Raw genomic sequence first — 24188 nt, forward strand, 5'->3', positions numbered from 1 at the left:
CTTTAAGAGTTCTCATTCTTCCGCCATCTCGTGGCGGCGGCTTTCTGGGCAATTTCGGCACGTCGCTCGGCTGACAAATTTTCAGTGCGCGCCTTTCCGCCCTTTTGGCCGCCCACCCTCCCTAGAGCTGCCATCGGAGAAAGTTCCGAATCGTAGTTATTTTGAATTTCTCCCGACCCAATGTCGATTATCATTTTCGCCAATTGGTTGGGGTCTTTCGGGCGCTTCGGTGTCTTGTTCATCCTTTGATCATGCCCGATGCGTAGGGCGATTTGAAGGCCATATTTCAAACTGACCCACTACCCCCTGCCGGTTGCGCTTGCTTTTCTAGGGGTAGGCCGTATCCAAAACAAGGATGGCATTGTAGTTAGTTTAGATATGAACTATGCGCCTGCTTTCAGGGCGAACGCCCCTCGGGCCGGCGGATACGGTTGAGGAGAAAGGCATGGCGACGGAAATGGAGCTGCCCGAGCGCGACCAGATGGAATATGATGTCGTGATCGTGGGCGGGGGGCCGGCGGGGCTTTCCGCGGCGATCCGGCTGAAACAGATCGCGGCGGAAGCCGGCACAGAGATTTCGGTCGTCGTGGTCGAGAAGGGGTCCGAGGTCGGTGCCCATATCCTCTCCGGCGCGGTCATCGATCCCATTGGCCTCGACAGGCTTGTTCCCGATTGGCGAGAAGACCCGGATTGCCCGGTAAAGACTCCGGTGACGGCCGATCACTTCCTCTTCCTCGGCCCGGCAGGCGGCATCCGCCTGCCGAACATCCTGATGCCGAAGCTGCTCAACAACCACGGCAACTACATCATTTCGCTGGGCAATCTCTGCCGCTGGCTGGCCGCGAAGGCAGAGGCGCTGGGCGTGGAGATCTATCCGGGCTTTGCCGCGCAGGAGGTGCTCCATAACGAGGCCGGTGCGGTGATCGGCATCGCGACCGGGGATATGGGCATTTCGCGTTCGGGGGAAATGAAGGAAGGCTTTGCCCGCGGCATGGCGCTCCTGGGCAAATACACGCTCTTCGGCGAAGGGGTGCGCGGCCATCTTTCCAAGCGGCTGATCGCGAAGTTCGGCCTCGACAAGAGCGCGGACCATGCGAAATTCGGCATCGGCCTCAAGGAGCTCTGGCAGGTGAAGCCGGAGAGGCACCGGAAGGGGCTGGTTCAGCATTCCTTCGGCTGGCCGCTCGATTCCAGAACCGGCGGCGGCTCTTTCCTCTATCATTTCGATGACAATCTCGTTGCCGTCGGCTTCGTGGTGCATCTCAACTACGAGAACCCGACGCTTTCGCCCTTCGACGAGTTCCAGCAGTTCAAGACCCATCCGATGGTTCGCGAAACCTTCGAGGGCGGCAAGCGCCTCTCCTATGGCGCGCGCGCCATCACCGAGGGCGGGTATCAGAGTGTCCCGCGCCTCACCTTCCCCGGTGGCGCGCTGATCGGCTGCTCGGCCGGCTTCGTGAACGTGCCGCGCATCAAGGGCAGCCACAACGCGATGCTCTCGGGCATGCTCGCGGCGGAGCACATGGCGAAGGCCATTGCCGGGGGGCGCGCGCATGACGAGGTGGCGAGCTACGAGGAGAGCTGGCGCGCGAGCCTCATCGGCAGGGACCTGTGGAAGGTGCGCAATGTGAAGCCGCTCTGGTCGCGCTTCGGCACCTGGCTCGGCATTCCGCTCGGCGCGATCGACATGTGGACGAACGAGGTGCTTGGCTTCTCGTTCTTCGGCACGCGCAAGCACGGCAAGGCGGATTCGGCCAGCCTGAAGCCGATCGCCGAGGTGACGCCCAAGACCTACCCGAAGCCCGATGGCGTGATCAGCTTCGACAAGCTCTCGAGCGTGTTCCTCTCGGGCACGAACCACGAGGAAGACCAGCCGGTTCACCTGCAGCTGAAGGACCCCTCGGTTCCGATCGCGAAGAACCTGCCAATTTATGGCGAGCCGGCCCGGCTTTATTGCCCGGCGGGGGTCTATGAGGTGGTCTATGCGAATGAGCAGACCAGGGCCGATCCGCGCTTCGTGATCAACGCGCAGAACTGCGTGCACTGCAAGACCTGCGACATCAAGGACCCGGCCCAGAACATCAACTGGGTCGCGCCAGAAGGTGGCGGCGGTCCGACCTACCCGAACATGTGAGCCCCGAGGCATCATCGGAAAAGGCAGCGGAGCGGCTGGAACTGCCCCTTTTTCATGGGCCTTGCGGGGCGCTCGCTTCACCGAAGCGAGGAACTCGCCGATCTTCGCGGGGTCCGTCACGCCGCCGATGCGGGCCGCTTCCTTCCCGCCCCTGAAAATCAGGATCACGGACTGATTATTAACGCCCCAGGCCCGCCGGAAGTCCTGATCCGTGTCGAAATTGACCTGAATGGCGTTGAAACGCCTGAAATCGGCGCTTTCGGAAAGCTGCTGGAAGGCGCGCTCCTGCCGCACGCAGACCGGGCACCAATCGGCATGGACATGCACGAGAACCCGCTTCGGGCCCTTCAGCGCCGCCTCGAACTATTCCTTCGGGTCATCGGCAAAGCCGGGTGGTAGCGCCGCCATGGCCGTGAAGAAACCGGCCGAAGGAGCCAGACCGCCGAAAGCCATCATTGCACGGCGGGAGAGCGTCATGGGCCCTTCCCGGCCTGGGGGAATACTTTCCACAGGCCGAACTTCCAACCTTTTGCTTGCCTTTCTGCGACGATTTGGTCCTTGCGTCATCTCTCGCGCGCTCGCATGCCGCGCTCGCCTGCGCATCACGACTTCGTCAAGATGAATGCCGAGCCGGTGCGACGCCGAACCTTCAAAAAGCCTTTGTTCCAATGGTATTCGATGATACCCGGAACCTGGGTCATTCGGGCGGGAGCGACCGGTGCCGCGGCACCGCTGCATGGCCCGAATTGCCAAGCGCGCGCAGCGGCCCGCGAGGCCAGGGAATGATGGAATGACGGATTGCCCGAAAAATCGTCTGATGCCGAAGGCTTTGCGGGCGCTTGCCCTTGCCTCGACACTGGTGATGGTGCCAGCGGCCCTTGCCGCGCCGACCGGTGGCGGATCGCGCCGCCTCGAAGCGCTCGGCGCCTCCGGCAACTTCATCGCGGGCATCGTGGCGAATGCCGCCCGCGATCTCGCGGGCGCGGCGGATTTCTTCTCCGAGGCCCTGCGCGCGGACCCGCGCAACACCGAGCTTCTCGACCAGACCTTTGTCGCCAATCTCGTCGACGGCCGGCTGACGGAGGCCTTCCGCCTCGCGGAACGGCTGGCCCAGCGCGATCGGGAGAACTCGTTGGCGCATGTCGCCATGGGTGTGCGGGCGCTGAAGGCGAAGGATTTCCAGCGGGCGCGGGCGGCGTTCGATCGCGCGGGCGGCAACGAGCGCCGCACCGATCTCACGGTGTCGCTCCTCAGGGCCTGGACGCTTTTGGGCTCGGGTGATCTCGATGGCGCGCTGCGCACGGTCGATCGCTTCTCCGATCCGGAACTCCGCCCGTTCCGGGATTTCTTCGGCGGCCTGATGGCCGATGTCGGCAAGCGGTTTCCGGAGGCGGAAAAGCGGCTGAGGAGCGCCTATGAGAGCGATCCGTCTTCCATCCGCTTTGCCGATGCCTATGCGCGATTGCTGTCGCGCCGGGGCCGCATCGCGGAGGCGCAAGGCATCTACCGGCAATGGCGCGAACGCAATCTCGGCCAGCCGTTCCTGGATGCCCAGTCGCTCACCCTGTTCAAGGGCGAGAAGCTCGATCCGCTCGCGGCGGATGTCAGCGAGGGCGTGGCGGAGTTGTTCTACAGCCTCGGCAGCCTCGGTTCCGCAGCGCGGGATCCGCTGACGGCGCTCGTCTACATGCAATTCGCGCATTATCTCGCCGAAGGCGACGAACTCATCACGTTGACCATCGCGGAATTCTACGAGCAACTGCGCCAGAACCAGCGTGCGGCCGACACCTATGCCCGCATTCCTCCGGCATCGGTTTTCGGCAATCGCGCGGCCATCGGTCGCGCGGCGGCGCTGGAGAGGCTCGAGAAGACGGACGAGGCCATCGAGGCGCTGAAGGCGCTCCTTGCGCTCCACCCCGAGGATATCGAGGCGGCGGATACGCTGGGCTCCATCTACCGCGCGAGGAAGAACTGGCTTGCCTCCATCGAAGTCTATGAGGCGGCGATCAAGGCCACCAAGAGCATCGAGCAGAAGCATTGGGTGCTCTTTTTCGGCCGCGCCATCGGTTACGAGCGCGCGAAGCAATGGGCCAAGGCCGAGCCGGATTTCCTGAAGGCGCTCGAATTGCTGCCGCCGCGCCCGCGCAATGCCCGTGAACGCGCCGAGCGGGCCAATGTCCTGAATTATCTGGCCTATTCCTGGGTCGACATGCACATGAACATCGACCGCTCCTTCGAGATGCTGCGCGAGGCGGTCTCGCTCGCGCCACAGGATGGCGCGATCGTCGACAGCCTTGGCTGGGCCTACTACCGGTTGGGACGCTACGAGGACGCCGTGCGCGAACTCGAGCGGGCCGTGCTGCTTCGCGCGGGCGACGTGACGATCAACGACCATCTCGGCGATGCTTACTGGCGGGTCGGGCGGCGGCGCGAGGCCCTGTTCAAATGGCAGCAGGCGCTTGATCTCAAGCCTGAGCCTGAAGAGCGCGCCGCCATCGAGAAGAAGCTCGAGAACGGCCTTGAGGATGTATCCGCGGCGGTCACCTCGCCCGCTCCGAAGCCGAATGGCGGGTGATGCGGCGCGCGCATGTTTCGCGAATCCGCACCGGCCAAGGTCAATCTTTTCCTGCATGTGCTCGGCCGGCAGGCCGATGGCTATCATGTGCTCGAAAGCCTGGTGACCTTCGCCGATCTCGGGGATGAGCTCGAACTGGAGCCGGATCGGCCACTGGCACTGGCGGTGGAAGGGCCCTTCGCCTTCGGCCTTGCGGGCGACGACAACCTGGTGCTGAAGGCGGCGCGCGCGGCCACCGCGCAATTCGGCCGCCTGCGTCTCGGTGCATTCCGGCTCGTCAAGAACCTTCCCGTCGCCTCGGGCATTGGCGGCGGCTCCAGCGATGCCGGCGCGGCCCTGCGGCTCATCGCGCGGCTCAACGGCATCGATTTCGATGATCCGCGCCTCACCGATGCGGCCCGCACCCTCGGGGCGGATGTCCCGGTCTGCCTCGATCCCACCGCCCCGCGCCTGATGCATGGGATCGGGCATGAACTGGGCAACAGGCTCTACGGGCTGCGCTACCCCGCCGTATTGGTCAATCCGGTCGTGCCACTCGAAACGCGTGCGGTCTTTGGCGGGCTGGGCCTCTCACCGGGCGATCGCTTCCTCCCCATGAAGGTGGAAACGCCCGGTGACCTCAAGGTGCTGGCCGGCACGCGCAATGACCTGGAAGGGCCGGCCAGGGCGATCGTGCCGGAGATCGGGGCAGTGCTGGAGGCCCTTCGCGCCTCACCCGGCTGCCGTTTCGCGCGCATGTCGGGTTCCGGCGCCACCTGCTTTGCGATCTTCGACCATTATGCCGAGGGTGCGGAGGCGGCCGCCCGGCTGCAGGTCGAGCGGGAATGGTGGGCGCGACCGACCTGGCTGAAACTTCCGAGCTGAACGATGATCACACCGGAATTCGCGCGGATGATGGCGCGCTACAATGCCTGGCAGAACAGGTCGCTTGTCGCGGCGGCTTCCGGACTGGACGAGGCGAACCGGCTGGCTGATCGCGGCGCCTTCTTCCGCTCCATCGCCAGCACCTTCAACCACCTTTATTGGGGTGATTCCATCTGGATGTGGCGCTTCGGCGCCACCGAAAAACCGAAGGGCAGCATCGCGGATTCGGTCGGTTGCTTCGAAGCCTGGGCGGATTTCGTGGCCGCGCGCCACGCGCTCGACCAGGTGATCCTCGATTGGGCGGAGGCTGTTCCGGCCGAATGGCTCAACGGCGAGATGCGTTGGCATTCCAACGCGGCCGGTCGCGAAGTGTCGCGCAAGCATGGCCTGCTGGTCGCGCATTTCTTCAACCACCAGGCCCATCATCGCGGGCAGATCCACGCGATGCTGACGGCGGCCGGTGCCAGGCCGGATGATACGGATCTGTTCCTTTTGCCGGATCGCACCTGATCAATAGGCGCGGGCGAGGCAGAAATCGACGACCTCGCTCAGCGCCTCGCGCATGGGCGAGGCCGGGAAGAGCGCCAGGGCATCCTTCGCCACCTCGCCGTAATGGCGGGCACGCTCGACCGTATCCTCCAGCGCGCGATGCTTCTTCAGCAGGTCCATGGCGCGGGAAAGCGCGGCATCATCATTCTGGCCCTGCTCCAGTGCTCGCTTCCAGAAGGCGCGCTCCTCGCCCGAGCCGCGCCTGAAGGCAAGCACCACGGGGAGCGTGATCTTGCCCTCGCGGAAATCGTCGCCGACATTCTTGCCGAGCTTCGCACCCGAACCGCCATAATCGAGAGCATCATCGATGAGCTGGAACGCGACACCGAGATTCATGCCATAGGAGCGGCAGGCGCGACGCTTCGCTTCATCGCAATCCGGCGCGAGCAGCGGGCCCACTTCCGCCGCCGCCGCGAAAAGCGCGGCGGTCTTCGAGCGGATCACCGCGAGATAATCATCCTCGGTGGTCGAGGTGTTCTTGGCGGCGGCGAGTTGCATCACCTCGCCTTCGGCAATGACAGCCGCGGCGGTGGAAAGCACATCGAGGCATGGCAGGGAACCCACCTCCACCATCATGCGGAACGCCTGACCGAGCAGGAAATCGCCGACGAGCACGCTCGCCTCATTCCCCCACACCTTGCGCGCCGAAGGCTTGCCGCGCCGCAGGTCGCTTTCATCCACCACGTCATCATGCAGCAGGGTCGCCGTATGCATGAACTCCACGGCCGCCGCGAGCCGGATATGCCCCGCGCCCTGCACATTCGAGAGCTGCGCGGTGGCGAGCGTGAGCATGGGGCGCAGGCGCTTGCCGCCCGACGAGATGAGATGCTGGGCGACCTCGGGGATCATCGTGACCTCGGAGCCCGTCCGCGAGAGAATCATCTCGTTCACGCGCGTCATGTCGTCGCGCACGAGGGCCACGAGGCGCTCGATGCCCTCGGTCCCGACCTTTTCGTTGAAGGAAACGACCACGCCCAACGGAATAATCCTCTTGCCACCCCGGCCTTCTCGACCGCAAGACGCTTGCACCCTCTCTACGCGAATTGCAACGTTTGCGATCACCCCCTGGAAAGGCCGGGCATGCAGATCACGGAAGACCGGCTTCTCGGGGGGCGCTTGCGGCTCTTCCAGCCCGCCCGCGGTCATCGTGCCGGGACGGATGGCGTATTGCTCGCGGCTGCCGTGCCGCCGGATGCCCGACGCATGGCCGATCTCGGTGCCTCGAGCGGACTGGTCGGCCTGGCGGCGGCGCTCGCCTTGCCCGAGGCGCGGGTGACGTTGTTCGAGCGGGAGACCGATCTGGTGGCGCTGTCGCGCCGGAACATCGAGGCCAATGGCCTCGCGGCGCGCGTTGAGGCCGTGGAAGAGAATATTCTCTCAAGGGGAGCGCTGGCCGATTTTCGCGAAGCCTTCGATGCCGTGCTCACCAACCCGCCTTTTTTCGCGGCGCATCGCATGCGTCTGTCACCCACCAAGGCGGGTGCGCATGCGCTGGACGCGAATGACGGCGCGTCGCTGGAAGCCTGGATCCGCCGCGCAGCCTCCATCCTGAAGCCGCGCGGGCAACTGCTGATGATCCATCGGGCCGATTCGGTCGAGGCGGTTCTCGCGGCGATGCGCGGACGATTGGGCAGCCTCCGCCTGCGCTTCATCCATCCGCGGGCGGGCGAGGATGCGATCCGCCTGCTGGTTCAGGGGGTGAAGGGCTCACGGGGCCCGCTCGCGATCGGTTCGCCTCTCGTGCTGCATGAGGCCGATGGACGTTTCACGGCCGAAGCGCAGGCCATCCATGAGGGGCGGGCACGCATCACCTTCAGCCCCTGAAACGAAAAACCCCGCCTCTTGAGGGGGCGGGGTTCGACTTGGAAAAAAGTGATCCCGGCTCAGTAGCGGCAAATCCGCACCCAGCGGCGCACATAGCCATGCGGCGTCCAGACCCAACGCGGGCGGGTTACGCAGCGGCGATAAACCGGACGCGGATAATAGACCGGCCGGCCATGATGGCGATGGCGATGGCGATAGATCGGCCGATGGTAGCCGACATGATGCCGGTAAACATGACGCCGGGCATGGTGCGGCGATCGATAGACACGGGGATGGGAGTAATACTGAACCCTGTCGGTCGCACGGCTCCCGGCCTCTGCTGCAAGAGCGAAGCCGGCTGGCGGGGTGGCTGCGCGCGCGGGCGCCAGCGGCAGAGCCAGAACCAGAGCCAGAACCAGAGCCATGAGAAACGCCATCACCATGGCGGCCGGAAAGCGGGAAAATCTGATCATCGTCCATCCCCTGTCGGTGTCACCCGGCCGCGGAGACTAAGGCCCGCTTTATGAACACCGGTACAATGACGGGCGCGCTTCGGCGCGGCCCGCGGCGCTTTCACCTGGCTCGAAGGGAATGAATGCCTTTCGCCCCCATCATTCCAGATGGCAATCGAGGGCATGGGCTTGGGCATGGGCCTGGTCATGGGCACCGGCACCGCGAAGGAAGCAGCCGCGATCTTCCGAAACGAAGGCACGGCCTTTCTCCGTGAGGGAGGTTTACCGGGAAGGCCCGGATGCTCGGTGGTTTCCTCAGAGCCGCCGATGACACTCGAAGCGGCGTGAAAATTTTTCAAGGCCAAGCGGATTTGCGCTGCGGGGCGGTTTCCACCGGTAGGGAAAATGCTCTAAGCGAAAGCATTGACTGTCATTCTGACGAGAATTGCCGCCCGAGTTCGCCGATGTCCGTTCCCGCCCCGCTTGATCCCTCGAAGTCCTTCCAGGGACTGATCCTCACGCTCCAGAATTTCTGGGCGTCGAAGGGCTGTGTCATTCTCCAGCCCTATGACATGGAGGTGGGGGCCGGCACTTTCCACCCGGCGACAACGCTTCGTGCGCTCGGCCCGAAGGCATGGAAAGCGGCCTATGTGCAGCCCTCGCGCCGCCCCAAGGATGGCCGCTATGGCGAGAACCCCAACCGGTTCCAGCATTATTACCAGTATCAGGTCATCCTGAAGCCCTCGCCGCCTGACCTGCAGGAGCTTTACCTCGAAAGCCTTTATGCCATCGGCATCGACCCGGCCTTGCACGACCTCCGTTTTGTCGAGGATGATTGGGAAAGCCCCACGCTCGGTGCCTGGGGCCTCGGCTGGGAATGCTGGTGCGACGGCATGGAGGTGAGCCAGTTCACCTACTTCCAGCAGGTCGCGGGACAGGAATGCGCGCCGGTGGCCGGCGAGCTCACCTATGGCCTCGAGCGCCTCGCCATGTATCTGCAAGGCGTCGATAACGGCTTCGAACTCAACTTCAACGGCCTCGAAGGCGAGGCCAGGGTTACCTATGGCGATGTGTTCCGGCAGGCCGAGGAGGAATATTCCCGGCACAATTTCGAATATGCCGATACCGAAAAGCTGTTCGACGATTTCAAGAACGCCGAGAAGGAATGCCTCGCGCTGCTGAAGGCCGGCGAGCGGGCCGAGGGCGAGAGGCACCGGCAGGTGCTGCCCGCCTATGATCAATGCATCAAGGCCTCGCACGCCTTCAACCTGCTCGATGCGCGCGGGGTGATCTCCGTCACCGAGCGGCAGAGCTACATCCTGCGCGTGCGCGAACTGGCCAAGGCCTGTGGTGCGGCCTGGGTGAAGACCGAGGCGGGTGGCGCGTGATGGCGAAAATCACCGCCCATTCCGGGGTTCTGCTCTCGAATGACGTGATGCGCACGGCACGATACTGGCGCGACATTTTCGGCTTTTCGATCGACAACACGTTCGGCGACCCACCGACCTTCGCGATCCTCAAGCGCGATGGCGCCTACGCCATGTTCGGCTTGACCGATCAGCCCATCACTCCGCGCCGGGAGCAGCGTGAAAGCCTGTTCGACGCCTATTTCTGGCTGGATGATGCGACCGCAGAATTCGCCGCCTGCAAGGCACGTGGAGCGCGGGTCGATTACGAGCCGTATCTTCAGCCTTATGGCGTTCTCGAGTTTGGCCTTCTCGATCCAGATAATCATCTGGTCGGCTTCGGTCAGGTCATCGATAGCGCACAGACAAAGGGAGAGACGCAATGACCAAAGCGCATGTCGGGGGCACATCCCCCATCGTCATGGATGTGGAAGCGGGCAAGGATTACTGGTGGTGCTCCTGCGGCCAATCGAAGAACCAGCCCTTCTGCGATGGCTCGCACAAGGGCACCACCTTCTCGCCCGTGAAATGGACCGCCGGGGAAAGCCGCAAGGTCGCGTTCTGCACCTGCAAGCAGACCGGCAAATCCCCGATATGCGACGGAACCCACAAGGCGCTCTGAGCGCCGCGCCCCAACGACCAGACTGAACCGCGATGCCCGATCTTCTCCTCGAACTCCTTTCGGAAGAAATCCCCGCCCGCATGCAGAGGCAGGCGGCGGAGGATTTGAAAAAGCTTGTCACCGGCGCGCTGGTGGATCGGGGTCTCACTTATGAGGGGGCCAGGGCCTTCGCGACTCCGCGCCGGCTGGCGCTTACCATCGTCGGCCTGCCCTCGCGCCAGCCCGATACGCGCGAGGAGAAGAAAGGCCCGCGCATCTCCGCCCCGGAAGCGGCGCGGCTGGGTTTCCTGAAATCCATCGGCGTGCCGGAAAGCGAATTTCATCGCTTCGATCTCTACGAGGGCCATTCCATCGCGCTGCCGGAGCGCGGCCTTTCGGTGGAGGTGCGCGGCTCCGGCAAGGATGCGACGGCCTTCGCGCTGATCGAGAGGAAAGGCATTGAGACCCTCGCGTTGCTGGCGGAAATCCTGCCCGGCATCATCCGCGCCTTCCCCTGGCCGAAGAGCATGCGCTGGGGCGCCGCGAGCGCTGAGCCGGGATCTTTACGCTGGGTGCGCCCCCTGCGCTCCATTCTTGCGACCTTCGGCGCCGAGACCGAAGATACCGAGATCGTGCCCTTCGAGGTGGATGGCCTGAAGGCGGGCAATGTCACCTACGGCCACCGCTTCATGGCGCCGGGCGAAATCCGCGTGCGCCGCTTCGATGATTACGTCTCGAAGCTCGAAGCCGCGAAGGTGGTTCTCGATGCCGATCGCCGCAAGGAGATCATCAGGGCCGATGCGCAGAACCTCGCCTTCGCGCAAGGGCTGGAGCTGGTGGAAGACGAGGGCCTGCTCGAAGAGGTCGCGGGCCTTGTCGAATGGCCCGTGGTGCTGATGGGTTCGTTCGAGGAAGCCTTCCTCGATGTGCCAGGCGAGGTGATCCGCGCGACCATCCGCGCGAACCAGAAATGCTTTGTTTTGAGAAAAGCGGCCTCTCCCTTGGGGGGAGAGGGGGGCGCGGAGCGCCGGGAGAGGGGGCAGGAAAATGGCCTGGCCAATCGCTTCCTCCTCACCGCGAATATCGAGGCGAAGGATGGCGGCACGATCATCATCGGCGGCAATGAGCGGGTGATCCGCGCGCGCCTTTCGGATGCGAAATTCTTCTGGGAGACGGACAAGCGGGTGTGGGCCGAAGACCGCGATTTCAAGCGGCTCGAGAAGTTCAGGAACGTCACCTTCCACGAGAAGCTCGGCAGCCAGTGGGATCGCATCGAGCGCATCCGCGCCTTGGCGAAGGAACTCTGCGCGGTTACGGGCGCGGACCCTGCCGAGGTCGATCTCGCGGCGCGCATCTGCAAGGCGGATCTGCTGACGGAAGTCGTGGGCGAATTCCCCGAATTGCAGGGCTTCATGGGCCGCATCTATGCCGGGCAGATCGGCCTGCCGGCCTCGGTGGCTGCGGCTTGCGAGGAGCATTACAAGCCCGTGGGGCCGAATGATCGCGTGCCCACGGACAAGGTGTCGGTGACGGTCGCGCTCGCCGACAAGCTCGATACGCTCGTGGGCTTCTGGGCCATCGACGAGAAGCCGACCGGCTCGAAGGACCCCTATGCGCTGCGGAGGGCAGCGTTGGGAGTGATCCGGCTGGTGGTGGAGAATGGGCTGCGAGTCGATGCGTTTGGTCCGATAATGTTTGGGCTATCACGTGTTGTTCCGTTGTTTGTTGCCAAACAAGCAGAAGACCAAATTCGGTCACTTAACGAACTTGCATACAAGGGCATCAGCGAAGTCGCCTATGCTCAACTGCGTGACCATATCTTGGAGCCCTTCAGTCCCGATGGTTCGAGAGAAATTGCTGAAGGGTCTGTCGAACCGGCATCCAAGACTGCTGTTAACCTTCTCTCCTTCTTCCATGATCGCCTGAAGGTCATGCTCCGTGATTCTGGCGCGCGGCATGATCTGGTGGATGCCGTGCTGGCGAATGGCCGCATAGCGAAATCGAGCGAAGTGGGAACCGGTTCGCGTGAAGATTTCGCGTCAGAGAACAATGCGAATGACGATCTCCTGCTCGTCGTTCGCCGCGTCGAAGCCCTCGGCAAGTTCCTCGACACCGAGGATGGCAAGTCGCTGCTGGCCGGTGCCAAGCGCGCGACGAACATCCTGCGCGCGGAGGAAAAGAAAGACGGCGAAGGCGCGTTCGAAGCCGCGGCAGACCCCGCTCTGCTGACCGAGGAGAGCGAGAAGGCTTTGCATGCCGCACTCTCCCGCGCCGGCGAGGCCGCGATGGTCGCGCTCGAAAAGCCGGATTTTGAGGCTGCGATGCGCGCCATGGCCTCGCTTCGTGGCCCGGTCGATGCCTTCTTCGATGCCGTGATGGTCAATGCCGATGACCCCGCCATCCGCAAGAACCGCCTCGCTTTGCTGGCCACGCTTCGTCGTGTGACAAGGCAAGTGGCGGATTTCTCGAAGATCGCCGGGTAGAACTCTGGCAAAGCGCGACTGCGCGCCGGGCGGTCAGCCCGGACCCAAGACGATAAAGCCGGATTTCTCGAAGATCGCTGGTTAGTCCGTCATGCCCGGGCTTGGCCCGGGCATCCACGACTTCCGCCCGCCTTCAGGACGTGGATGGCCGGAACAAGTCCGGCCATGACGCATGAGCCAGGCCGGAAGCTGTCGCCGCACCGTCCCCAACGCATTCCGGGTGCTGATCAATCCATCACGTCAATGTGCTTTTGGAATGCGTGAAAGCAGGCTAGCGTCCGGCAAATGCGGCGAAATCTTGTCGCCGCGCCAGAGGGCACCTGCATGACGACGATCGCCACCCGCGCCGTGCCGGCCGGGCTCATCATCCTCTCAGGATGCCTGATCGCGAGCATCGGTTTCGGGCCGCGTTCGGCCATGGGCTTCTTCCAGCAGCCGATCATCTCGGCCAATGGCTGGGGGCGGGATGTCTTCGCTCTGGCGCTGGCCATCCAGAATCTTGTCTGGGGCATCGGCCAGCCCTTCATGGGCGCGATTGCCGACCGCTTCGGCACGCTGCGCGTGCTCTGGGCGGGCCTCGCGCTCTATGCCGCCGGCCTCGCGCTGATGACCATCTCCACGACGCCTTCCGCACTCTCGCTCACCGCCGGCGTGCTGATCGGCTTCGGCCTCGCGGGGTCGAGCTTCAACCTCGTGCTCGCGGCCTTCGGCAAATTGCTGCCGCCCGAAAAGCGCAGCATGGCCTTCGGCTTCGGCACGGCGGCGGGCTCTTTCGGGCAGTTCCTGTTCTCCCCGCTCTCCGTGGTGCTGATCCGCGATTACGGCTGGTCGAACGCGCTGCTGGTTTTCGCCGCGCTCACGCTGCTTGCCATGCCGCTGGCCCTGGCACTCGCCACCCCGCCGCAGGCAAAGCCCTCCAATTCAACCGATGCCACTGAGAACCAGACCGTGAAGCAGGCGCTGACGGAGGCTTTCCACCACCGCTCCTATGTGCTGCTGGTGCTCGGCTTCTTCACCTGCGGCTTCCAGCTCGCCTTCATCACCGTGCATTTGCCGAGCTATTTCAACGATGTGGGCTTGCCGCCGGAAGTGGGTGGCCTCACGCTGGCGCTCGTCGGCCTCTTCAACATCGTGGGCTCGCTCACAGCGGGGTGGCTCGGCAATCGCATGCCCAAGCGCTGGATTCTCGCCTTCATCTATTTCGCGCGTTCGGTGGTCGCGGTGGGGCTGCTCGCCTCCATTCACTTCGCGGCCATGCCGATCAGCGCGTTCGGAACAGGAACGACCGTGGGCGTGGTCGCGGCGCTGACCTTCGGCGCGCTGACAGGTCTGCTCTGGCTTTCCACCGTGCCACCCACGGCAGCACTTGTCTCGATCATGTTCGGGCCGCGCTACATGGCGATGCTCTATGGCTTCGCCTTCTTCTCGCACCAGGTCGGCGGCTTCCTCGGCGTCATTCTCGGCGGTGTGCTGTTTGAGAAAACCGGCAGCTATGATGTCGTCTGGTGGCTGTCGATCGCGCTGGGCGTGGCCTCGGCGCTGATCAACCTGCCGATCCGGGAGAAGCCCGCGCCGCGCCTTGCCATGGCGGGCGCGGTGTGACTCCTACGCTTCCTCGCCTTCGAGCAGCTTGCGCTGTCGGGAGAGTTCGTGGCCGAAGAAATCGAGGAAGGCACGCACCCGCGCGGCCTTCTTCAGGTCCGGATGCGTGAGCAGCCACAGGCCGGAATCCGCCTTCGGCGTCAGCGCCACACGCACGAGCGAGGGGTCTTTCGCGCCCATGAAGCAGGGCAGCAGGCCTGCGCCAATCCCCGCGCGCAAGCCGGCGATGATCGCCGAGACGGCACTCACCTTCGCCACCACATTGCCGGCCGGAACATTGTCCTCCAGCCATTTGGTGGGGCTCATGGTGTGGATGGGATAGCTCATGCCAATCCATGGAATGCCCGGCTCGAGAAAGCTCGAAGCTTCCTTCGGATCCAGCTTGTGGCGCGCGAGGAAATCCCGCGAGGCATAGGCGCTCCAGGCGATGGTGGCGACGCGACGGCCTACCAGCGTTTCCGGAGGGTCGGTCGCGGCGCGGATCGCCACATCGGCATCCCGGCGCGACAGGTTCAAGGGCCGGTTGTCGATGACGAAGTCGAGCAGGATTTCCGGGAATTTCGCATGGAACTCCGCGAAGGCCGGCGCGATGAGATCGGAGAACATCGTATCGGCCGTGGTCACGCGCAGTTCGCCGGATGGGCGAACATCCTGCCCCGCGATGCGGCGTTCGAACTCGATGATCGATTCCGACATCCGGGTCGCCAGCGCCACCATTTCCTCGCCGGCGGAGGTCAGCAGATAGCCCGTGCGCGCACGCTCGAAAATGCGCACGCCAAGCTGGTCCTCCAGCGTGTTCAGACGACGAAAGACGGTGGAGTTGTTAACCGAGAGCGCTTCGGCGGCGCCACCGAGGGAACGGGCATCGGCGATCGCCTTCACAAGGCGAAAGTCGTCCCAGGCGAGGGGTTGGGTCATCAAGCTACCGCATTATTTTTCTCCAGGGAACTATACCAAGAATTGCAGGCTGTAACAGCGGTGCAGCTCGGCCCTCATATTCGACTTAAGTCATAGAAAGCTGCGCCACGCGGGGCTGCGGCCCTCTGCAATCGGTCAAAAATTGCTTCTCCGAGCCCGGCTCTGGAAAATTTGACCACGCCGATCGCGCTGGGAGAAATTCCATCCAGCCGCCTCAGCATGGCATAGAGGTTGGCGGCTGCCTCCACGGGGTCGCCCTTTTCGGAAAGATTGAGCGTCCGCGCAGGATGGGCGCCTGCAGGCCATTCTGGTCCAAATGCCAGACAGGCCTCATCCGGCCCGATGCTTGTCGCCTCCAGCCGGATGGGCGCGCGCGTGGCATAATGCGAGGTCAGGCGGCCCGGCGCGAGCGGATTGTCCTCGGTGGCGGTCTCGGGCTCGGCCACGCTTTGGCCGATCACCGCCTCCACCGAATCCCGCGTGACGACACCGGGCCGCAGCAGGACCACCCGATCATCGAGGCAGGCCAGGATGGTGGATTCGACGCCCACGGGTGAGGCCTCCCCCATCACCACCGCATCGATGCGCCCCTCGAGATCCACGAGCACATGCTCGGCTTCCGTTGGCGAAACATGCCCGGAACGGTTGGCGCTCGGCGCGGCGATGGGCTTTCCTGCCTCGCGGAGGATCGCGCGGGCGGTCGGGTCGGACGGCACCCGGATGGCCAGCGAGGAAAGCCCGGCGCGCGCCAGCTCGCAGACCGGCCCGTTCGGCCGCGCCGGCACCACCAAGGTCAGCGGCCCCGGCCAGAAGGCCTTCGCGAGCCTGCGCGCATTCCCGTTGAAATCGCCCAGCGAGAAAGCGCTTTCCACGTCTGGAACATGCGCGATCAGCGGATTGAAGCTCGGCCGGCCCTTCGCGGCATAGAGGCGCGCCACGGCGGCGCTGTCTGTCGCATCCGCGCCGAGGCCGTAGACCGTCTCGGTCGGGAAGGCGACCAAGGCACCGCGCGCCAGCAGGCGACCGGCCTCGGCCAGCGAGGCGGCATCCGTCCCAAGGCGAAGGGTGGAGCGTGGAGCGGTCATGGACATCTTTACAGGCCGTGAAATAGTTCATATATTAACTAAATAGGATGCCACGGCTTTCGTAAGGCCTTGCCGCCGGGGAGGCAAATCGGCGCGGGGAACAGGGCTGCCCGGCACTGGCCAAGCGCATTCGAGCCGCCTAGGCTCGCAGGCATGAAAGTTGTAGAGCCGGCCCGGCTCGCACTTGGCGAGGGGGGCTGGCAGGCCCCGGATTGCGACGAGGGAGGAAGGCATGACATATCGCGCGCCGGTCGAGGACATTCTGTTCGCCATGCGGCATGCCGCAGGGCTCGAACAGGGCATCGCGAGCGGGCTCTATGCAGACCTCGCCGATGGCACGGCCGAGGCCGTGCTGGAGGAAGCCGCGAAATTTGCCGAGAGCCGCATTGCCCCGCTCAATCGCGGCGGCGACAAGGAAACCTCCCGCCTCGTGGATGGCAGCGTCATCACGCCGAAGGGTTTCAGGGAAGCTTACACCGATTGGGCCGCCGGCGGCTGGGCCGGCGTTGCGGCCGCACCCGCGCATGGCGGGCAGGGCTTGCCGATCCTGCTCAATATCGGCTGCACGGAACTGTGGAACGCCGCGAACCTCGCTTTCGCGCTCAACCCGCTTCTCACCATGGGCGCGGTCGAGGCGCTCACGGCGCATGGCTCCGAGCATCTGCAGAAGACCTATCTGGAGAAGATGATTTCCGGGGAATGGACCGGCACGATGAACCTCACCGAGCCGCAGGCCGGTTCGGATCTCGCGTTGCTCACGAGCCGCGCCGAGCGGAATGGCGATGGCACCTATCGCATCTTCGGGCAGAAGATTTTCATCACCTATGGCGATCATGACCTGACCGGGAACATCGTGCATCTGGTGCTGGCGCGCCTGCCGGATGCGCCACCGGGCACGCGCGGAATCTCGCTCTTCGTGGTTCCGAAATTCATTCCGAAGGCCGATGGCACGCCGGGTGAGCGCAACGATGTCCGCTGCCACGCGCTGGAGCACAAGCTCGGCATCCATGCCTCTCCCACGGCGACCATGATCTATGGCGACAGGGGCGGCGCCCTCGGCTGGCTTGTCGGCGAAGAGAACAAGGGCCTCGCCTGCATGTTCACGATGATGAACAATGCTCGCCTGGCGGTGGGGGTGCAGGGTGTGGCAGTGGCAGATCGCGCCTGCCAGCAGGCTCTCGCCTACGCCCAGGATCGCAAGCAGGGCAAGGCGATGGGTGCGGCTGCGACCAGCCCGATCGTCGAGCACCCGGATGTAAAGCGCATGCTGATCGAGATGCGATCGAAGACCGCCGCGGCCCGCGCGATCTGCCTTGTCACCGCCGCCGCGCTGGATCGCCATCATCGCCTCGAAGGTGCAGAGGCCAGGGCCGCCCATGAGGAGGCGAGCCTGCTGACGCCGGTCGCCAAGGCCTTCTCCACCGATATCGGCGTGGAGGTCGCTTCGCTGGGTGTGCAGATTCATGGCGGGATGGGCTTCGTGGAGGAAACCGGTGCCGCGCAGCATTATCGCGATGCGCGCATCCTGCCGATCTACGAAGGCACCAACGGCATTCAGGCCATCGACCTCGTGACGCGCAAGTTGCCGCTTTCCGAAGGTCGCACGGTGAAGGCGGTGCTCGGCCGCTATGCCCGCACGGTGGCGGCGGCACGTGCCATCAATCACCCCGCTTTCGCGCGCATCGGCCTTCGGCTGGGAGAAGGGCTCGCCGCGCTCGATCGCGCAACCGATTTCATGCTCGCCTCGCTTGGCTCGAAGCCCAATGACGCGCTGGCGGGCGCGACGCCCTATCTGCGGCTTTTCGGCCTCGTCGCGGGGGGCGCCTATCTCGCGGATCAGGCGCTGGCGGCCCATGCCGGCCTCGTCGCGGGCGAGACCGACCCGCGACACCAGACCCGCATCGCCGATGCCCGCTTCTTTGCGGAAAATCTCGTGACCGCTGCAAGCGGCCTCGAGACGACGATCCTCGAAGGGGCGGATTCCGTGAACATCGCCTGGGCGGCCGAATAAGGATCGATCATGAGCGATGTCGTTGTCTCCCGCGAAGGGGCGCTGACCATCCTGCGCCTCCATCGCGCGGAGAAGAAGAATGCGCTCACGGGCGCGATGTACACGGCGCTGTCCCACGCCCTGAGGGAAGCCAATGCCGATGACGGCGTGGGCGCCATCGTGATCCTCGGCCAGCCGGGAATCTTCTGCGCCGGCAATGACATCAAGGATTTCATGGGCTTCGCGATGGGCGGGGGCATCGGCCAGCCGGTCCTCGATTTCCTGCGCGCGCTGGTTGCGAACGAGAAGCCGCTGGTGGCGGGCGTGGATGGCGCGGCCATCGGCATCGGCACCACGATGATCCTGCATTGCGACTACGCGCTTGCCTCGAACCGTTCGGTTTTCGCGACCCCGTTCGTCGATCTCGGCCTCGTGCCGGAGGCAGCGTCGAGCCTCATCGTGCCGCAGCTCATGGGCAATCGCCTTGCTTTCGAGATGCTGGCGATGGGCGCGAAATTCGACGCGAACCGCGCCCGCGAGACCGGCCTTATCAATGCCGTGACCGAGCCTGCCACGCTGGAGGCGCAAACGCTCGAAACGGCCAGGGCCATTGCCGCCAAGCCCCGCGAGGCGGTGCGCCTCGCCCGCAAGCTGATCCGGGGCGATCCATCCGCCATTCTCGCGCGCATCGATGAGGAGGCGAAGCTGTTCTCCGAGCGGCTGATGTCGCAAGAGGCGCGCCAATCCTTCGAAGCTTTCCTTGCCAAAGGCAAATCCTGATTTCAACGGAGCCGACCCATGAGCCTTTCCGGAAAAACCCTTTTCATTACCGGGGCATCGCGCGGCATCGGCCTCGCCATCGCCCTGCGCGCCGCGCGGGACGGCGCGAATGTCGTCGTCGCGGCCAAGACCGTCGAGGCGCATCCCAAGCTTGAAGGCACGATCTTCACGGCCGCAGGGGAGATCGAGAAGGCCGGCGGCAGGGCTCTGCCGATCCAGCTCGACATTCGCGATGACGCCGCCACCGAAGCCGCCTTCGCCAGGGCGGTGCAGCATTTCGGCGGCATCGATATCATCGTGAACAATGCCTCCGCCATCCAGCTTGCCCCGGTCGAGAAGCTGGAGATGAAGCGCTTCGACCTGATGCACCAGATCAACGCGCGCGGCACCTATCTCGTTTCGCGCTGCGCCCTGCCCTACCTCGCCAAGGCCGCAAACCCGCATATCCTGATGCTCTCGCCCCCGCTCGACATGAAGACCAGGTGGTTCGCCGGGCATACCGGCTATTCCATGGCGAAGTTCGGCATGAGCCTCGTGGTGCTGGGCCTTGCCGGCGAGACGCGCGGCCGCATCGGTGTGAACGCGCTCTGGCCTCGCACCACCATCGCCACGGCGGCGGTGAACAACCTGCTCGGCGGCGAGGCGCTGATGAAGGCCTCGCGCAAGCCGGAGATCCTCGCGGATGCGGCCTATGCGATCTTCAACAAAGACGCGAAGAACTTCACGGGCAATTTCCTGATCGACGACACCTTTCTCGCGGGCGAGGGCGTGACGGAATTCGACCATTACCGGAACGATCCCGCACAGGCTTTGGCACCTGATTTCTTCGTGCCGGATGATGTTCCCGCGCCGCCATGCGCGACCTACGGGCCGCTGAAGGCCTGAATTTCTCCTTGATTTCCGTGGCTCGGCGGGGCTCTATCCGCCTCGGTTTCGGCGTTGAGGAAGAAGGGGGAGGGCCGCTTGATCATTGCCTATCTCCCCGGGCAAGCCTCCGCCGAGGGGCGCTGCAATCTCGAGCGGGTCATCATCGGCGAGAACGATGCCGTTCCGGCCGAGGCGGTGTGGATCGATCTCCTCAACCCCTCCCGCAGCGAGGATGCGCGGGTGGAGGCGCGTCTCGGAATCGCCATCCCCACGCGCGAGGAAACCGAGAATATCGAACCTTCCGAGGTCCTCTATGTCGAGAATGGCGTGCGCTACATGTCCGCGCGCATCCTCTGCCAATCCGAGAGCGAAACGCCGAAGCTCGCGCCGATCTCCTTCATTCTGAAGGATCATCACCTTGTCACCGTGCGCTATGACGAGCCGCGCTCCTTCCAGATGTTCGTGAACCGCATGGCGCGGCCCGCCGCCTGCACGCCGACGGGCGATCACATGCTGATCGCGCTCTTCGAAACGGTGATCGACCGCGCGGCGGAACTGCTGCGCATGGCCGGCGAGCGAATTGACGATGTTTCCCCGCTGGTCTTCGGCGCGCAGGAGAGCGATCCCGGCGTTTTCCGCCAGACCTTGCAGACGATGGGTCTTGAAGGCGCGCGCATCTCCAAGGTGCGCGAGAGCCTTGTCTCCATCGAGCGCATGCTGCTCTTCCTCACGGCGAATACCGCTGGCGCGACCCTGCCCGAGAACCTGCGCGGCGAAGTGCGCACCACACTCCGCGACTTGCAGAGCCTCGAGGATCACGCGACCTTTCTCGCCTCCAAGATCCAGTTCCTGCTCGATGCCACCCTTGGCCTCGTCAATCTCGAGCAGAACAAGATCATCAAGATCTTTTCGGTGGCGGCCGTCATCTTCCTGCCGCCCACCCTCATTGCCTCGATTTACGGCATGAACTTCAAGGTGATGCCCGAACTCGAATGGGCCGCGGGCTACCCCATGGCGCTGGCGCTGATGGTCGCGGCCGCCGGCGGCACCTATGCGTTCTTCAAGGCCAAGCGCTGGCTCTAGATCGAGCCGGTCCGGTCAGATCGGAAAACGCTCTAGCGCGCGAACACCGCCATCACCTCGACATGGGCCGAATAGCGGAACTGGTCCACCGGAGTCACTGGCCCCGGCCTGAACCCGCCATCCATGAGAATGCGCGCATCGCGCGCGAAACTTTCAGGATCGCAGGAGATCGAGACGACCTTCGCGACCTTCGATTTCGCCAGCTCGCGCGCCTGTGCCTCAGCACCCTGGCGGGGCGGGTCCATCAGAACCGCATCGAAAGGCTTGAGTTCGGGCGCAAAAAGCGGGCGCCGGAACAGATCGCGCGCTTGCGTCACCAGCGGCTTTCCGCCGGGATTGGCGCGGATGGAACGACCCAAAGCCTCGATCGCCCCCTTGTCGGAATCCATGGCGCTAATCTTCACGTGCCGAGCGAGACGCAAGGCAAAAGGCCCGAGACCGCAGAAAAGATCAGCGACGTGCTTCGCGCCCTTCAGCGCCTCCAAAGCAAAGCCGGCGAGCGTGGCCTCGGCTTCGGCGGTAGCCTGCAGGAAGGAGCCGGGCGGCAGATAGGCCGTGAGGCCATCGAAGGTCAGCACCGGCACGCGCGCCTCGATCAGCCGCTCGCCATGCAGGGTGAGGCGCGCGAGATCACGCGCGCGAGCCAGGGCGATGAGCTTCTGTCTGAGGCCATCCACCAAAGGCCCGGAGCCGCGTATGTCGCAATCGAGCCCGCTTTCGCAGGCCGTGACCTGAACATCGAGCGGTTTTGCGACCCCGCGCAGGATATGCCCGATGTCCCGGGCGATCTCCGGCGCGGGCGCGAGTGCGCGCACCAGAAGAGGGCAGGAATCGAGATCGACGAGCGCATGGCTGCGCGCCTGCATGAAACCCGCCTCGATGCGCCCGCCGGGCATCTTGGGGTATCGCACATGCAGGGTCGCGCGGCGGCGGCCCGCACCATGGGCATCACGCGCAGGCAGGACCTCTGCCTCGACCTTCGCGCGGCGAAGGGCCGTTCCCACGCGCTCGCGCTTCCATTCGGCGATCCGGTCGCCGGCCCAGTGCTGCACGGCGCAGCCGCCGCAGCGGGTGAAATGCGGGCAGGGCGGGGGGACGCGATCCGGGCTTGCCTCCACGATGTTGAGCAGCGTGCCGCGCTCGCCCTCGCGGGTGATGCGCGCCGTCTCGCCCGGCAACACGAAAGGCACATGCACGCGGTGGCCATCCACCATGCCGATCCCATCGCCGCGCGCGCCCATGGCGGTGAAGATGACGGCCTCGGGATTCATGCGGGCTTTCTCGCATGGAGCAGGAATTCGCGGTTTCCATCCCCGCCGGCGATTGGGGAGGGAATGAGACCGAGAACCGTGAGTCCGAGGGCGGAGACCTCGCCGGCAACCCGGCTTGCGATCTCCCGTTGGCGCGACGGATCGCGGATCACGCCATCCTTGCTCGCTCCCGGCCCCGCCTCGAATTGCGGTTTGATGAGCGCGATGAGATCACCGCCCGCTTCCAGCCGCGCAAGGCCCGCCGGCAAGGCCTTGACGAGCCCGATGAAGGAGAGGTCGGCCACAAGAAGGCTCACCATTTCAGATATCTCGGATGCGGTAATGGCACGCGCATCGAGCCCCTCGATCGCCACTACGCGCGCATCCGCCGCGAGGCGAGGGTGCAGCTGGCCATGGCCGACATCCACCGCATAGACACGCCTGGCACCGCGACTGAGAAGGGCATCCGTGAAGCCGCCGGCGGAGGCTCCGAGATCGAGCGCGATGCGGTCCGTTGGGAAGATGCGGAAGGCATCCAGCGCCGCAAGCAGCTTCACCCCACCCCGCGAGACTGTCTCGAATGGACGGCTCGCTTGCAGTCGCGCATCGGCAGGCACGGATCGGGAGGGTTTGTCCACCACCACGCCATCCGCACGCACCAGCCCTGCCTCGATGGCGGCGCGCGCCAGCGCCCGGCTCGCGAATACGCCGCGTTCCACGAGAAGCTGATCAATGCGCTGGCGATTCATGAGCGGTGAGAACATTCCGGCTTGGCTTGCATCCGCTATGGGTTCATCTGTGTTCCGACACAAGTCGCTTCCGTGTGGACCATGGGGCATGGGCGGGAAAGCGATGGTCAGGAGGAGAAAATCATGAATGTCCAGCTCTCCCGTCGCCTTTTTCTTGCCGGTGCCGCGGTTTCAGCCGGCGCCAGCGCCCTGCCGCGAAAGGTGTTCGCCCAGGCCGCAGCCCCCACGGGCCCGTTCGCGCTTCCGCAGCTTGGCTATGCCTTCAATGCGCTGGAGCCGCATATCGATGCGATGACAATGGAAATCCACTCCCAGCGGCACCATGGCAGCTTTATCGCCAACCTCAACAATTTCGCGAAGGACCACGGCGTGCTCGCGAATGGCTCGGTCCCCAGGCTGCTCGCGGAATGGCAGCAGCTTCCCGAAGCGATCCGCATGGGCGCGAAGAACTCGCTCGGCGGCCATGCCAACCACGCGATGTTCTGGCAGGTGATGACCCCCGGCGGTGCGAAGGCCCCGGAAGGCGAACTCAAGGCCGCGATCGACCGCTATCTCGGCGGCTTCGACAAGCTGAAGGCCGATTTCAACGGCACCGGCGGCCGCCTGTTCGGTTCGGGTTGGGTGTTCGTCACGGTCTCGAAGGATGGCAGGCTCGCAATCGTCTCGAAGCCGAACCAGGACACTCCGCTGATGGACGGCCAGATGGTGCTCTTCGGCAATGACGTGTGGGAGCACGCCTATTATCTGAAGTACCAGAACCGCCGCCCGGAATATCTCGCAAATTGGTGGAATGTCGCCAACTGGTCGAGAATTGGCGAGCGCTACGCCGCCGCGAAGGCCGGCACGCTCGAGATCTGAGTCTCGCTCCCCGCCTCGCCGGCCCGGATGCGCTCCCGGCCGGCGTCTTCAGGCCAGGGAAGCTGGCCTTCCGAGCGGCGCCGGCGCGCGCGAAGCTCGCGCCCGGCCGTGAGTCCTGAACGCCCGCATTCCGGACGCC

21 protein-coding genes and 1 pseudogene are annotated in these 24188 nt (G+C 64.6%); 15 read left to right on the forward strand and 7 right to left on the reverse strand.

Annotated features, from left to right (window positions below; translation table 11 throughout):
• Positions 1-445: 445 nt before the first annotated feature.
• Entirely contained in the window at positions 446-2134 is a 1689-nt protein-coding gene (locus ACKODO_RS15840; protein WP_408984409.1) for a 4Fe-4S dicluster domain-containing protein, read from the forward strand.
• 147 nt (positions 2135-2281) lie between these two features.
• Here the strand turns inward: ACKODO_RS15840 and ACKODO_RS15845 are convergent.
• A pseudogene (locus ACKODO_RS15845) lies at positions 2282-2461 on the reverse strand (thioredoxin family protein); the annotation flags it as partial.
• A 463-nt stretch (positions 2462-2924) separates the two neighbouring features.
• Here ACKODO_RS15845 and ACKODO_RS15850 point away from each other — a divergent pair.
• From ACKODO_RS15850 to ACKODO_RS15860, 3 genes are read left to right on the forward strand one after another with little or no spacing between them, the layout of a single operon-like run.
• The gene (locus ACKODO_RS15850; RefSeq protein ID WP_408984410.1) at positions 2925-4709 is read left to right on the forward strand and encodes a tetratricopeptide repeat protein; all 1785 of its coding nucleotides are present in this window, start codon (positions 2925-2927) and stop codon (positions 4707-4709) included.
• A gap of 12 nt (positions 4710-4721) precedes the next feature.
• A complete protein-coding gene (locus tag ACKODO_RS15855) occupies positions 4722-5573 on the forward strand; it encodes a 4-(cytidine 5'-diphospho)-2-C-methyl-D-erythritol kinase (protein ID WP_408984411.1) in 852 nt (283 codons plus the stop codon).
• A 3-nt stretch (positions 5574-5576) separates the two neighbouring features.
• Positions 5577-6083, forward strand: a complete 507-nt coding sequence (locus ACKODO_RS15860) for a DinB family protein (protein WP_408984412.1) — start codon at positions 5577-5579, stop codon at positions 6081-6083.
• Here the strand turns inward: ACKODO_RS15860 and ACKODO_RS15865 are convergent, their stop codons facing one another.
• Positions 6084-7100 carry a polyprenyl synthetase family protein gene (locus ACKODO_RS15865; protein ID WP_408984413.1) on the reverse strand — a complete coding sequence of 339 codons (1017 nt, stop codon included), beginning with the start codon at positions 7098-7100 and terminating at the stop codon, positions 6084-6086.
• Between the two features lie 102 nt (positions 7101-7202).
• Between ACKODO_RS15865 and ACKODO_RS15870 the strand changes: the two genes are divergently transcribed.
• Positions 7203-7946, forward strand: coding sequence for a tRNA1(Val) (adenine(37)-N6)-methyltransferase (locus tag ACKODO_RS15870; protein WP_408984414.1), 744 nt, complete (start codon positions 7203-7205; stop codon positions 7944-7946).
• Between the two features lie 59 nt (positions 7947-8005).
• Here ACKODO_RS15870 and ACKODO_RS15875 read toward each other — a convergent pair whose 3' ends face one another.
• On the reverse strand, positions 8006-8398 hold the full coding sequence (locus tag ACKODO_RS15875; RefSeq protein WP_408984415.1) for a hypothetical protein: 393 nt from the start codon (positions 8396-8398) through the stop codon (positions 8006-8008).
• Positions 8399-8841: 443 nt separating this feature from the next.
• Between ACKODO_RS15875 and ACKODO_RS15880 the strand changes: the two genes are divergently transcribed.
• From ACKODO_RS15880 to ACKODO_RS15900, 5 genes are all read left to right on the forward strand, one after another.
• On the forward strand, positions 8842-9765 hold the full coding sequence (locus ACKODO_RS15880) for a glycine--tRNA ligase subunit alpha (protein ID WP_408984416.1): 924 nt from the start codon (positions 8842-8844) through the stop codon (positions 9763-9765).
• A complete protein-coding gene (locus ACKODO_RS15885; RefSeq protein ID WP_408984417.1) occupies positions 9765-10169 on the forward strand; it encodes a VOC family protein in 405 nt (134 codons plus the stop codon). Before ACKODO_RS15880 ends, ACKODO_RS15885 begins: the two co-directional genes overlap by 1 nt.
• Positions 10166-10405 carry a CDGSH iron-sulfur domain-containing protein gene (locus ACKODO_RS15890; protein ID WP_408984418.1) on the forward strand — a complete coding sequence of 80 codons (240 nt, stop codon included), beginning with the start codon at positions 10166-10168 and terminating at the stop codon, positions 10403-10405. Before ACKODO_RS15885 ends, ACKODO_RS15890 begins: the two co-directional genes overlap by 4 nt.
• Positions 10406-10437: 32 nt before the next feature.
• A complete protein-coding gene (glyS, locus tag ACKODO_RS15895; protein WP_408984419.1) occupies positions 10438-12867 on the forward strand; it encodes a glycine--tRNA ligase subunit beta in 2430 nt (809 codons plus the stop codon).
• Between the two features lie 324 nt (positions 12868-13191).
• Entirely contained in the window at positions 13192-14469 is a 1278-nt protein-coding gene (locus ACKODO_RS15900) for an MFS transporter (RefSeq protein WP_408984420.1), read from the forward strand.
• 3 nt (positions 14470-14472) lie between these two features.
• On the opposite strand, the gene ACKODO_RS15905 is transcribed toward ACKODO_RS15900, so the two are convergent.
• Positions 14473-15387, reverse strand: coding sequence for a LysR family transcriptional regulator (locus ACKODO_RS15905; protein ID WP_408984421.1), 915 nt, complete (start codon positions 15385-15387; stop codon positions 14473-14475).
• A 74-nt stretch (positions 15388-15461) separates the two neighbouring features.
• Positions 15462-16472 carry an L-threonylcarbamoyladenylate synthase gene (locus ACKODO_RS15910; RefSeq protein WP_408984422.1) on the reverse strand — a complete coding sequence of 337 codons (1011 nt, stop codon included), beginning with the start codon at positions 16470-16472 and terminating at the stop codon, positions 15462-15464.
• Positions 16473-16704: 232 nt separating this feature from the next.
• Here ACKODO_RS15910 and ACKODO_RS15915 point away from each other — a divergent pair, with 232 nt between their 5' ends.
• From ACKODO_RS15915 to corA, 4 genes are all read left to right on the forward strand, one after another.
• Positions 16705-18483, forward strand: coding sequence for an acyl-CoA dehydrogenase (locus ACKODO_RS15915; RefSeq protein ID WP_408984423.1), 1779 nt, complete (start codon positions 16705-16707; stop codon positions 18481-18483).
• Between the two features lie 9 nt (positions 18484-18492).
• Positions 18493-19242, forward strand: a complete 750-nt coding sequence (locus tag ACKODO_RS15920) for a crotonase/enoyl-CoA hydratase family protein (protein WP_408984424.1) — start codon at positions 18493-18495, stop codon at positions 19240-19242.
• A gap of 18 nt (positions 19243-19260) precedes the next feature.
• A complete protein-coding gene (locus tag ACKODO_RS15925) occupies positions 19261-20127 on the forward strand; it encodes an SDR family oxidoreductase (RefSeq protein ID WP_408984425.1) in 867 nt (288 codons plus the stop codon).
• Positions 20128-20205: 78 nt separating this feature from the next.
• Positions 20206-21192: a magnesium/cobalt transporter CorA gene (corA, locus tag ACKODO_RS15930; protein ID WP_408984426.1), complete on the forward strand. Its 987-nt coding sequence runs from the start codon at positions 20206-20208 to the stop codon at positions 21190-21192.
• A gap of 32 nt (positions 21193-21224) precedes the next feature.
• On the opposite strand, the gene ACKODO_RS15935 is transcribed toward corA, so the two are convergent.
• Positions 21225-22463 (reverse strand): class I SAM-dependent RNA methyltransferase, encoded by a 1239-nt coding sequence (locus tag ACKODO_RS15935; RefSeq protein ID WP_408984427.1) that lies wholly within the window; start codon positions 22461-22463, stop codon positions 21225-21227.
• Positions 22460-23191 carry a TlyA family RNA methyltransferase gene (locus ACKODO_RS15940; RefSeq protein WP_408984428.1) on the reverse strand — a complete coding sequence of 244 codons (732 nt, stop codon included), beginning with the start codon at positions 23189-23191 and terminating at the stop codon, positions 22460-22462. Before ACKODO_RS15940 ends, ACKODO_RS15935 begins: the two co-directional genes overlap by 4 nt.
• A gap of 123 nt (positions 23192-23314) precedes the next feature.
• Here ACKODO_RS15940 and ACKODO_RS15945 point away from each other — a divergent pair, with 123 nt between their 5' ends.
• Positions 23315-24049: a superoxide dismutase gene (locus ACKODO_RS15945; RefSeq protein ID WP_408984429.1), complete on the forward strand. Its 735-nt coding sequence runs from the start codon at positions 23315-23317 to the stop codon at positions 24047-24049.
• Positions 24050-24188: the final 139 nt, after the last annotated feature.

This window comes from Rhabdaerophilum sp. (assembly GCF_046092605.1).
In the GTDB taxonomy this organism is placed as follows: Bacteria; Pseudomonadota; Alphaproteobacteria; order Rhizobiales; family Beijerinckiaceae; genus Rhabdaerophilum.

Coding starts and splice junctions, on each gene's coding strand:
- ACKODO_RS15840 (WP_408984409.1), top strand. CDS start 446: ATGGCGACGGAAATGGAGCTGCCCGAGCGCGACCAGATGGAATATGAT.
- ACKODO_RS15850 (WP_408984410.1), top strand. CDS start 2,925: ATGACGGATTGCCCGAAAAATCGTCTGATGCCGAAGGCTTTGCGGGCG.
- ACKODO_RS15855 (WP_408984411.1), top strand. CDS start 4,722: ATGTTTCGCGAATCCGCACCGGCCAAGGTCAATCTTTTCCTGCATGTG.
- ACKODO_RS15860 (WP_408984412.1), top strand. CDS start 5,577: ATGATCACACCGGAATTCGCGCGGATGATGGCGCGCTACAATGCCTGG.
- ACKODO_RS15870 (WP_408984414.1), top strand. CDS start 7,203: ATGCAGATCACGGAAGACCGGCTTCTCGGGGGGCGCTTGCGGCTCTTC.
- ACKODO_RS15875 (WP_408984415.1), bottom strand. CDS start 8,398: ATGATCAGATTTTCCCGCTTTCCGGCCGCCATGGTGATGGCGTTTCTC.
- ACKODO_RS15880 (WP_408984416.1), top strand. CDS start 8,842: ATGTCCGTTCCCGCCCCGCTTGATCCCTCGAAGTCCTTCCAGGGACTG.
- ACKODO_RS15885 (WP_408984417.1), top strand. CDS start 9,765: ATGGCGAAAATCACCGCCCATTCCGGGGTTCTGCTCTCGAATGACGTG.
- ACKODO_RS15890 (WP_408984418.1), top strand. CDS start 10,166: ATGACCAAAGCGCATGTCGGGGGCACATCCCCCATCGTCATGGATGTG.
- glyS (WP_408984419.1), top strand. CDS start 10,438: ATGCCCGATCTTCTCCTCGAACTCCTTTCGGAAGAAATCCCCGCCCGC.
- ACKODO_RS15900 (WP_408984420.1), top strand. CDS start 13,192: ATGACGACGATCGCCACCCGCGCCGTGCCGGCCGGGCTCATCATCCTC.
- ACKODO_RS15905 (WP_408984421.1), bottom strand. CDS start 15,387: ATGACCCAACCCCTCGCCTGGGACGACTTTCGCCTTGTGAAGGCGATC.
- ACKODO_RS15910 (WP_408984422.1), bottom strand. CDS start 16,472: ATGACCGCTCCACGCTCCACCCTTCGCCTTGGGACGGATGCCGCCTCG.
- ACKODO_RS15915 (WP_408984423.1), top strand. CDS start 16,705: ATGACATATCGCGCGCCGGTCGAGGACATTCTGTTCGCCATGCGGCAT.
- ACKODO_RS15920 (WP_408984424.1), top strand. CDS start 18,493: ATGAGCGATGTCGTTGTCTCCCGCGAAGGGGCGCTGACCATCCTGCGC.
- ACKODO_RS15925 (WP_408984425.1), top strand. CDS start 19,261: ATGAGCCTTTCCGGAAAAACCCTTTTCATTACCGGGGCATCGCGCGGC.
- ACKODO_RS15935 (WP_408984427.1), bottom strand. CDS start 22,463: ATGAATCCCGAGGCCGTCATCTTCACCGCCATGGGCGCGCGCGGCGAT.
- ACKODO_RS15940 (WP_408984428.1), bottom strand. CDS start 23,191: ATGAATCGCCAGCGCATTGATCAGCTTCTCGTGGAACGCGGCGTATTC.
- ACKODO_RS15945 (WP_408984429.1), top strand. CDS start 23,315: ATGAATGTCCAGCTCTCCCGTCGCCTTTTTCTTGCCGGTGCCGCGGTT.